An 8,055-nucleotide genomic window follows, 5' to 3' on the forward strand; every position below is an offset into this window, starting at 1 on the left:
CTCCTTAGGTCAGAAGTTATTCTTCCACTCCCTTAGCGCGGCAAAGACGGCAAGCGGCGGCTCTCCGCCATGCAACTTGCCGGCTCCGCGAAGCTGGGAAGCGATTTCAGGCTCACGATAACGCAGGAAAGGATTGGTGGCCCGCTCCAGGCCAATGGTGCTTGGCACAGTGGGCTGGCCGCGCTCACGGGTGGCAGTATCGGCGGCAACGCGCGCATGCAATGCCACGTTGGCCGGTTCCACTGCACTGGCAAAACGGAGGTTGGAAAGCGTGTATTCATGGGCGCAGAAGACCTTGGTCGCTTCCGGCAGCGCCGCCAGTTTGCCGAGCGACTCGGTCATCTGTGCCGGCGTGCCTTCGAACAGGCGCCCGCAGCCGCCGGCAAACAGGGTGTCGCCGCAGAATACCCAGGGCTCGGCACCATCCCGCACGTAGGCGATATGGCCGCGCGTATGCCCCGGGACGTCAAGTACGCGCATTTCCAGGTCCAGCCCGGGCACCTGAACGCGGTCACCTTCGCCAAGCGCTACGGTCACGGCTGCGATACCGTCATTGCGCGGTCCGAATACCGGAACCTGGAATTGGGCTAAAAGCCCGGGTACGCCGCCAATATGGTCAGCATGGTGATGGGTGAGTAGAATGGCGGTAAGCGTCAGGCCGTGCTCGTGCAGGGCGGCAAGGATGGGGCCCGCGTCGCCGGGGTCGACCGCCGCCGCGTTGCGGCCATCGTGGATCAGCCACAGGTAGTTGTCCTTGAAAGCAGGGACGGTCAGAACGGAAACAGGTTGGCTCATAAGCTCAGTAAAGGGAATGCATGGATAGCGCAACATCCGACGAATCCATTATAGCGTTCGATAAATGGCTTGAAACACCGCCAGGCGCATACGTGCGCGCCTGGGAGCAGGCGTGCCTGGACAAGATGGTGGCGGATATCTTCGGATTCAACGCCGTGCAGATCGGGATGCCCCAGATTGATGCGCTGGCCGCTAATCGCATGCCGCATCAATGGCTGGCCGATATCCGCCTGCGCCCACGTAAATCGGGCGGTGGGCGCGCGGTGGCAGTCACCCTGGACAGCGTCGAGCTGCCTTTTGCCTCCAACAGCATGGATCTGGTGGTGCTGCCGCATGTGCTTGAGTTTTCGGCTGAGCCGCACCAGGTGCTGCGTGAAGTGGAGCGCGTGCTGATCCCTGAAGGCCAGGTAATCGTGTGCGGCTTCAATCCGATCAGCCTATGGGGGCTGCGCCAGGTGCGCGGGCGGCTCACGGGATCGCATTATCTGCCGAAGGCGGGGGAGTTTATCTCCATGCCGCGCATCAAAGACTGGTTAAAATTGCTGAATATGGGCGTCAGCCACACGCACTTGGTCTGCTACGCCCCGGCGTGCCGCACGGAGCGCTGGCTGGCGCGCTATGGCTTCATGGACAAGGCAGGCCCCGATTACTGGCCGTATTTCGGGGCCGTGTATATGGTGCAGGCGATCAAGCGCGTAAAAGGCATGCGCCTGATCGGCCCTGCATGGAAGCAGAAACCGGTCAAGGCGCCCGTCGCGGTGCCGGCCGCTAACAAACACAAAGAAAGTCTAGATGGACAAAGTTGAGATTTACACCGACGGCGCTTGCAAAGGCAATCCTGGTACCGGCGGCTGGGGCGCGCTGATGGTTGCTGGCGACGCCCAGAAGGAACTGTTCGGCGGGGAGCTGAATACCACGAATAACCGTATGGAGCTGACCGCGGTGATCGAGTCGCTCAAGGCGCTGAAGCGTCCCTGTGAAGTGACCCTGCACACCGACAGCCAGTACGTCCAGAAAGGGATCAGCGAATGGATCCACGGCTGGAAAGCGCGCGGCTGGAAGACATCGACCAAGGAGCCGGTCAAAAACGCCGACTTGTGGCAGGCGCTGGATGCCGCCCAAGCCGCCCACACCGTCGACTGGCGCTGGGTGCGCGGCCACAACGGCCATCCAGGCAATGAGCGTGCCGACCAGCTGGCCAACCTGGGCGTGGAATCGGTGCGCCGCAAGTAAGGCCTGATATACTTCGCCGCTTGCTACGAACACTTTCGTGAAGATTTATGCGTCAACTTGTACTCGATACCGAAACTACCGGCATTAACCCGAAACAGGGTAACCGGATCCTTGAACTTGGCTGCGTCGAACTGATCGACCGCAAGCTGACCGGGAATAACTTCCACCGCTACATCAATCCTGAGCGGGATTCGGAAGAGGGCGCATTGGCGGTGCACGGGCTGACCACTGAATTCCTGCGCGATAAACCGCGCTTCCACGAAGTGGTGGAGGACTTCCGCGAGTTCGTCAGAGGCGCGGAAATCATCATCCACAACGCACCGTTCGACCTGGCCTTCCTGAACCACGAATTCGGCATGCTGAAGCTGCCAAGCTTTGAGTCCCATATCGTTGGTGTGATCGACACCCTGGCCCAGGCCAAGGAAATGCGTCCAGGTAAGCGTAACTCGCTGGACGCGCTGTGCGATCACTTCGGCATCTCCAACGCGCACCGCAAGCTGCACGGCGCGCTGCTGGACGCGGAATTGCTGGCCGACGTCTACCTGTCGATGACGCGTGGGCAAAACAGCCTGGGCATGGACATCGTTGTCGAAGATAGCGGCAGCGGCTTGCAGATGGCGGAAATCGCGCTGGCGGAGGTGCTGGTATTGCGCGCCAGCGAAGCCGAGGCTGCAGAGCATACCGCGCTGCTGGACGGACTGGACAAGGCGGTTAAAGGAACTTGTATTTGGCGTGCCCCTAGTCTATAATAGCGCCACTCGGGAGGTTAGCTCAGGGGTAGAGCACTGCATTCACACTGCAGGGGTCGCAAGTTCGAAACTTGCACTTCCCACCAGGATTAAGTAATAAAAACAAGGGCTTGCGATGATCGCAGGCCCTTTGTGTTTTATGGTCCGGAAAAAGTCCGGAAAGTCGTTTTAACACCACATTTGCAGGTATTAGTTCCGCTCCTGGTGCTTTTCGGCCCACTCGATGATTTCCTTCGCCTTGTAAAGCGGCTGTGTACGACAATTCTTCGTCGGCAGTCTTATCGCCCTTGGGAAGGAAGGCATACACGCGATACGCTCGCGGACTACCTGTGGTTCGCGCTTCAGGAATGTCGCGATGATCCCAATGTCCCAAAGATCGACAGAAAGTGGAATAGGCGGCGGTTTTAAGTGTGTGCTGATTGCCAGCGCCAGCTTGTCGATGAGATCGACTTCGATGATCTCAGTCGGCGAGCAGACAATCGGCTTAGAACGCTGAATACTCTTAGCCAAGTCCATTTGCGCTTGTACTTCGATCGCTCGTAGCGTTGCGGCCCTTCGATCCGCGGCCAGAGATCGAAAAGCCGCAATGAGTCTCTCTTCCTCGGTATCGCTCATTTTGGTCACTATTCGTCAAATGTTTTTGGAAGGCAGTTTTAAGGGCTGCGCACGACGATCTACACCAAGTGGAGTTCCGGTGCCTTGCGGCGGCGCTGCGGCGTTTTGGGCTGGTCATCGCCCGCTACTACCTTAAGCCGTGGCGGCGGTGGTGGCCTGGGGTGATCACGAGCCTGAAGTTGTGCTGCCCTCATGATCCAATCTTGCCCGCGATCATCAGTGGTTCTGAACCACGCAATTAATTGCTGCTCGGCCGATGAAAGGCAGTCAGGTTTGACCGATTTCATGATTTGCCTCCCTTAACCATCTGGGGGCGCACTGGCTTCCGCATCGGATGGGCATCGGCCATGTTCTCCATATGGCGCAGGATTTCTTCCTGCCTGCGCTGGTCCATGTGCCTGAAGGCGTAGATTGCGCGCTCCTCTTCGGGCGTCTTGAGGTCGGTCATCACGACTGCCCCCGATCACGCAGTTCTGCCGCGATTTTGTTCACGTCCTTCAGGCTACCCTGGAGCAGGAATAGCGTGGATGCCACATGCTCGTACTTCTCTGGGAGCGCATTGATCGCCAAGTCAAGCGCTTGGCTGATGTGGCATGTCTTGAGAGTCAAATCCTCGTAAATATCGTCCGGGTCACGGGCGTCGGCGGTGGTGTTCATGCTGATTCTCCTTTGTAAAAGATCAGAGAGTCATTCATCGCTTCAGCGTCCTCCAAGAAGCGTTTGGCCGCCCTGAGCGCGGTTTCGGCAAGCCTGACTGTTTGCTCGTCTTGCATCTGATCCAAGCTGATTCGGATGAAGTCATGCAACTGAGCGAAAATCAATTGCATTGCCTCGGCGGTATCAGAGACTTCCCTTGCATTCTTGGCTTTTTCGACTTTGGACATGATCGGCTCCCAGAGTTGGGCCGCACCCGAAGGAGGGGGGCGGCAAATGGCGGGGTTGGAAGACCGGCGACAAAGGCAACCGGCAGGCCGAAGCCTCCCACACCATCGCCACCCATTGGGAGCGTGGTACGGACGAAAAAAATCCGCCGGTTGGCGGTTGTCCGCCTTTGTCAGTTCGGGCTTCCAAACCCGGCCGAGAATGTGTCTCGGCTCTTTCACTATAGGCGGTTCCAGGTCGTTTACAAGACCAGTTTCGTCGGTTACATCGTACTTTCTTTTGGCGTTTTGGTGTCGTTTTACCACCTTCGCTGCGGTCCTACATCGCTTATTATTCAAGACGTCGATCGATCAGGAAAAATTCATCGAAGTGTAATTTTTTCATAAGGATTCCCTATGACTACCAATTTTAGAAACGCAGCGTACCGTTTGATGAATACGGGGCGCACTCAGACGGCCATCTTTTCATCACATAAGGTGGTCGGGAAGAGATACAAGGTCGACGTTAAGAACTCCGTCGCACCGTATGACGCCCTTGTGGTTGATGGGTGGACGTGCAAGGACAGGTATGGCGTGTGGCGATTCCGCTTTGACGACGGTGATCTAGGGACGGTCGTTGAACTGCCCCTTTGGATGGCCGAACATCAGATGCTCAATCCGACCTGACGATCTCCCTCACATATTCCTGCGCTTATTCCGCTCAAGGGCGATTGTCGTCTGCCTGGCGATATCGCTCGCGCTGGCCTGGGTGTCTAACTGCTCTGGAGCGCTTATCCAGGCATGCAAGCGGAAGGGGCGCAGGACAAGATCCTGCATGCGTGGACGGCCGGACCGCAAACGGTTGCCCTGCGTTTGCAGTTGGAGGCGATGGCGGACGGAGGCGTGTGCGTGCTGAGTATTCCCGCCGCACCGTATCGCGGCCCCTCGGCGCCTTATGAGCGGGCCTGCCAGATCGCCCACTACTTCAGCCGCCATAAGTCGAAATCCAAGCTTCTGCTACTGGATGCCAATGCCGACATTGGCAGCGAGGGCGCGCTCTTCAAAAAGGTCTGGCGTGAGCGTTATGCTGGCATCATCGAATATCGCCCCGGTTTCAATACAACCGATGTCGATGTTGGCGCCAATACCGTCATCCCTCTCGGCATCGGGCGACAAGGTCAAGGACGACGTGCTGAACGTAGTGCCGCCACAGCGCGCGGCAGCCATTGCCGTACAAACGGAACTGGCCAACGCCGACAAGCGCTGGTGCGAAGTAGACTTGCTGACGTTTGAGTCGACGCAGGCCAAATATGTCCATGTGCTTGGCGATGCGATTAAAACCTCGCCATTGATGCGTAAGTCGGGTCACATGGCCAATCAGCATGCCAAGGTCTGCGCAGCTGCCGTGGTTGATCTTCTGCAGGCGCGAGCTCCCTCGCAGCAGGCGCTATGGAGCAATGCCTGCTGCAGCTTCATCAATGAGAATGAAGTGATCCGTTCCGCTTCTGTCCTTACCTATAGCGCAGCGAGGAAGCGTCATCAGCTAGTACCCGGTAGCGAGGGAATATCGGCCGGCCCCAGCCAGCAGGAATGTATTCACGCCCATGACTGGGCCAGTAATATCTGGAGCGATATGTTGAGTTGAGCGCGACATCGTGGGACTTTAGGCTATAGTGCACATCGAAATGAAGGCTAGGAAAATGCAAGGCAATGAACAAATTTGACGCGGGATACTACTTTCTAGGCAGGCCCAAAAAGCGGGAGGATCTGCCTTCGCTCACCCCCGATGAAGTGACAAGTGAGCGCGACTTTCGATATGCCCCGCAATCACTGTCATCCCCACCACTAGTGTTCTTCAGCGGAGCAAGGGAATACAACGCAAGGCACGGGGGCGCAGCGATCAAATCACCACCAGCAATCTTGTTCGAGGGCTCGAATATGCTGGTGCGCGATGAACTGCGACAGGCGCTCTTGGCACTTGCTGTTCCGGACTTGCATATGCATCCGGCCCATTACGTCCACGATGATGGCAGGACGTACGATGGCTATTGGTACCTGGCCTTCGCCGCCCGCTTTGATTGCTGGGATAGGGAGCATTCGGATTACGATCGCGAAGAAGACCCCGTGTCATTGGGCGGACACCTTTTGGAACAGGTGTACTCATACAGCCTGAATGCAGCACTGCTGGAAGAAATGCCGTTACAGCAGCGCCTGTTCTTCCAGCTGGGTGGTGCGCTGAGCGCTTCCTTCATCTGCCATGCCTCGTTGTGCAGCTTATTTCACGATGCCGGGGGCAATGCGATTCAGCTGACACTGGTCACAGAATACTGACCTTAACTGTTAAAGACCTTCAATTCATTCTCGGAATCTAGTTGAGCGCCCGATGAGCAACACTGGCTGAAATCATCTTGGCCAACTCAAAGAAGTCGCTTTTTGACATTGGCTGTATTCCCTTGTCTCTTGCGCTCTTAGCATTCTGGATGACATACAGCATAAGGTCCGGCGTATCGATTTTGGCATCTGGATTGCCGCGCGCTACCACGAGGTAGCCAAAATCTACGGGGGGTGTTAAGTTTCTCAACTCGTCATAGTTCTATTGATCTACGCTCGATGTTGGTGGGAAATGTAATAGGGGCTGTAGGTACTGCTACTGCGGTGGACTTTGCTTTGGTTCGAAAAAGGTAGGGGCTTCACCTCGCGGCTACAGCTGGTACGCGCATTTCCCGTGCCTCAGTGCCGCGATCCCAACAAAACAATACGACCCCGGCCAATACGCCCCATCCAACGACATTGCAATCTTTGAAAACTTGCAGTTAAAATAAGCCTCAGCAACAGTGTCGTCGCCATGCCATTGATGGAGGGGGCCGCTGGCAAAAAATTCGAGAATTGCAAAGAACAGCGGAATTGCTTTGTATTGAAGCAGCCGAGGATGTTTTTTTGAACAACCGACCCTAGCCAAGGTCTGGAGAAAAGGAATCTAGGAAATGATCAAGGTGATCGGAATTGCACTGTTTCTCTTCAGTTGTTTCGTTTTCTACTGGCTTGGAAACCGTGCGTTCATGCGCCGCAATCAGTTCGGCTTGGAGGGATTCGAGACCTATGGCAAAGCTCTGGCGATCAGGGCATTTGAAAAGATCGTGAGGATTGCAGCGATGTTAGGTCTGGTTATCGGCGTCATTATGTTCTTCGCTGGATAATAGCGCTTTACTGAAGGCGCGCATCTTATACGTGCCGCAGACGCGAGGTTGAAACCTACGCGGTTACGAGTCGGTTGCATTGTTCGCGGCAACCTCTCAGCCAAGAGATGAGCGGGCTTATGGGGAACCGGGCACTCGTGCCAGCAAGGCAGGCACAGCATTCGCTATACCGCCACGAGGGGGCTTCATACAATGGCGTGCCCCCGATCAAGGAAACCAGGTGGGACTGGCCTCCGCTAGTCGTGAATCTGCCTTCTGCCCGGCAACTAGTGGACTGTAACAGTTGAATCCGTAGTGATGCGCCGTTTGGCGTCGAAGTATTTCCACTTCACAGGCTTAGGCGCTTCGTTGTATTTGCGGATATAGCGCATGAGCTTGGCCTTGAGATCCTTGACTGAAGTGAATACGCCACGTGCTATCACGTCACGTTCGATCTTGGCGAACCAAAGTTCAACCTGATTCAACCAGGACGAGTAGGTCGGGGTGAAGTGCATGTGGACGTTCGGATGCTGTTCGAGGAAGGCGGTGACCAGCTTGGTCTTGTGGGCGGAGAGGTTATCTGCGATGACGTGGATTTCTTTGCGCCTGGGTTGGTTGGCAACGATA

At 56.4% G+C, this 8,055-nt stretch carries 14 protein-coding genes and 1 tRNA gene; 8 read left to right on the top strand and 7 right to left on the bottom strand.

Annotation, left to right across the window (positions count from 1 at the left end; translation table 11 throughout):
* Positions 1 to 9: 9 nt before the first annotated feature.
* Positions 10 to 831 (bottom strand): hydroxyacylglutathione hydrolase, encoded by an 822-nt coding sequence (gene gloB, locus H597_RS0113235; protein WP_229632165.1) that lies wholly within the window; start codon positions 829 to 831, stop codon positions 10 to 12.
* Between gloB and H597_RS0113240 the strand changes: the two genes are divergently transcribed.
* From H597_RS0113240 to H597_RS0113255, 4 genes are all read left to right on the top strand, one after another.
* Complete coding sequence (locus H597_RS0113240) at positions 816 to 1,601, top strand: class I SAM-dependent methyltransferase (protein WP_028102574.1); 786 nt, start codon at positions 816 to 818, stop codon at positions 1,599 to 1,601. The genes gloB and H597_RS0113240 overlap by 16 nt on opposite strands.
* Entirely contained in the window at positions 1,588 to 2,028 is a 441-nt protein-coding gene (gene rnhA, locus H597_RS0113245) for a ribonuclease HI (RefSeq protein ID WP_028102575.1), read from the top strand. Before H597_RS0113240 ends, rnhA begins: the two co-directional genes overlap by 14 nt.
* Positions 2,029 to 2,075: 47 nt before the next feature.
* Positions 2,076 to 2,777 (top strand): DNA polymerase III subunit epsilon, encoded by a 702-nt coding sequence (gene dnaQ, locus H597_RS0113250; RefSeq protein ID WP_028102576.1) that lies wholly within the window; start codon positions 2,076 to 2,078, stop codon positions 2,775 to 2,777.
* Positions 2,778 to 2,788: 11 nt separating this feature from the next.
* A tRNA-Val gene (locus H597_RS0113255) sits at positions 2,789 to 2,863 on the top strand.
* 103 nt (positions 2,864 to 2,966) lie between these two features.
* Here the strand turns inward: H597_RS0113255 and H597_RS33290 are convergent.
* From H597_RS33290 to H597_RS34830, 5 genes are read right to left on the bottom strand one after another with little or no spacing between them, the layout of a single operon-like run.
* Positions 2,967 to 3,392 carry a hypothetical protein gene (locus H597_RS33290; protein ID WP_051293766.1) on the bottom strand — a complete coding sequence of 142 codons (426 nt, stop codon included), beginning with the start codon at positions 3,390 to 3,392 and terminating at the stop codon, positions 2,967 to 2,969.
* A gap of 59 nt (positions 3,393 to 3,451) precedes the next feature.
* Positions 3,452 to 3,679, bottom strand: coding sequence for a hypothetical protein (locus tag H597_RS34820; RefSeq protein WP_154668089.1), 228 nt, complete (start codon positions 3,677 to 3,679; stop codon positions 3,452 to 3,454).
* Complete coding sequence (locus H597_RS34825; protein WP_154668090.1) at positions 3,676 to 3,840, bottom strand: hypothetical protein; 165 nt, start codon at positions 3,838 to 3,840, stop codon at positions 3,676 to 3,678. The genes H597_RS34820 and H597_RS34825 overlap by 4 nt, the downstream gene beginning before the upstream one ends.
* A complete protein-coding gene (locus H597_RS0113270) occupies positions 3,840 to 4,049 on the bottom strand; it encodes a hypothetical protein (RefSeq protein ID WP_028102578.1) in 210 nt (69 codons plus the stop codon). The genes H597_RS34825 and H597_RS0113270 overlap by 1 nt, the downstream gene beginning before the upstream one ends.
* Positions 4,046 to 4,276 (bottom strand): hypothetical protein, encoded by a 231-nt coding sequence (locus tag H597_RS34830; protein ID WP_154668091.1) that lies wholly within the window; start codon positions 4,274 to 4,276, stop codon positions 4,046 to 4,048. The genes H597_RS0113270 and H597_RS34830 overlap by 4 nt, the downstream gene beginning before the upstream one ends.
* Before the next feature lie 864 nt (positions 4,277 to 5,140).
* On the opposite strand from H597_RS34830, the gene H597_RS36230 reads away from it, so the two are divergent.
* The 4 genes from H597_RS36230 (at position 5,141) to H597_RS0113300 (ending at position 7,449) form a co-directional block, all read left to right on the top strand.
* Positions 5,141 to 5,545 (top strand): hypothetical protein, encoded by a 405-nt coding sequence (locus H597_RS36230; protein WP_371850729.1) that lies wholly within the window; start codon positions 5,141 to 5,143, stop codon positions 5,543 to 5,545.
* A gap of 76 nt (positions 5,546 to 5,621) precedes the next feature.
* Positions 5,622 to 5,897 (top strand): FCSD flavin-binding domain-containing protein, encoded by a 276-nt coding sequence (locus H597_RS36235; protein ID WP_371850730.1) that lies wholly within the window; start codon positions 5,622 to 5,624, stop codon positions 5,895 to 5,897.
* A 65-nt stretch (positions 5,898 to 5,962) separates the two neighbouring features.
* Positions 5,963 to 6,583 carry a hypothetical protein gene (locus H597_RS0113290; protein ID WP_154668092.1) on the top strand — a complete coding sequence of 207 codons (621 nt, stop codon included), beginning with the start codon at positions 5,963 to 5,965 and terminating at the stop codon, positions 6,581 to 6,583.
* Positions 6,584 to 7,236: 653 nt separating this feature from the next.
* Positions 7,237 to 7,449: a hypothetical protein gene (locus tag H597_RS0113300; RefSeq protein ID WP_028102581.1), complete on the top strand. Its 213-nt coding sequence runs from the start codon at positions 7,237 to 7,239 to the stop codon at positions 7,447 to 7,449.
* Between the two features lie 266 nt (positions 7,450 to 7,715).
* Here H597_RS0113300 and H597_RS0113305 read toward each other — a convergent pair.
* A partial coding sequence (locus tag H597_RS0113305; RefSeq protein ID WP_028102582.1) for an IS630 family transposase occupies positions 7,716 to 8,055 on the bottom strand: 340 nt, incomplete at its 5' end.

Origin of the sequence: Pseudoduganella violaceinigra DSM 15887, assembly GCF_000425385.1 — a bacterium.
Taxonomy (GTDB): Bacteria; Pseudomonadota; Gammaproteobacteria; order Burkholderiales; family Burkholderiaceae_D; genus Rugamonas; species Rugamonas violaceinigra.

Excerpts from the sequence above, each read along its gene's own strand:
- H597_RS0113240 (WP_028102574.1), top strand. The coding sequence starts at position 816 with ATGGATAGCGCAACATCCGACGAATCCATTATAGCGTTCGATAAATGG.
- gloB (WP_229632165.1), bottom strand. The coding sequence starts at position 831 with ATGTTGCGCTATCCATGCATTCCCTTTACTGAGCTTATGAGCCAACCT.
- rnhA (WP_028102575.1), top strand. The coding sequence starts at position 1,588 with ATGGACAAAGTTGAGATTTACACCGACGGCGCTTGCAAAGGCAATCCT.
- dnaQ (WP_028102576.1), top strand. The coding sequence starts at position 2,076 with ATGCGTCAACTTGTACTCGATACCGAAACTACCGGCATTAACCCGAAA.
- H597_RS33290 (WP_051293766.1), bottom strand. The coding sequence starts at position 3,392 with ATGAGCGATACCGAGGAAGAGAGACTCATTGCGGCTTTTCGATCTCTG.
- H597_RS34820 (WP_154668089.1), bottom strand. The coding sequence starts at position 3,679 with ATGAAATCGGTCAAACCTGACTGCCTTTCATCGGCCGAGCAGCAATTA.
- H597_RS34825 (WP_154668090.1), bottom strand. The coding sequence starts at position 3,840 with ATGACCGACCTCAAGACGCCCGAAGAGGAGCGCGCAATCTACGCCTTC.
- H597_RS0113270 (WP_028102578.1), bottom strand. The coding sequence starts at position 4,049 with ATGAACACCACCGCCGACGCCCGTGACCCGGACGATATTTACGAGGAT.
- H597_RS34830 (WP_154668091.1), bottom strand. The coding sequence starts at position 4,276 with ATGTCCAAAGTCGAAAAAGCCAAGAATGCAAGGGAAGTCTCTGATACC.
- H597_RS36230 (WP_371850729.1), top strand. The coding sequence starts at position 5,141 with ATGGCGGACGGAGGCGTGTGCGTGCTGAGTATTCCCGCCGCACCGTAT.
- H597_RS36235 (WP_371850730.1), top strand. The coding sequence starts at position 5,622 with ATGGCCAATCAGCATGCCAAGGTCTGCGCAGCTGCCGTGGTTGATCTT.
- H597_RS0113290 (WP_154668092.1), top strand. The coding sequence starts at position 5,963 with ATGAACAAATTTGACGCGGGATACTACTTTCTAGGCAGGCCCAAAAAG.
- H597_RS0113300 (WP_028102581.1), top strand. The coding sequence starts at position 7,237 with ATGATCAAGGTGATCGGAATTGCACTGTTTCTCTTCAGTTGTTTCGTT.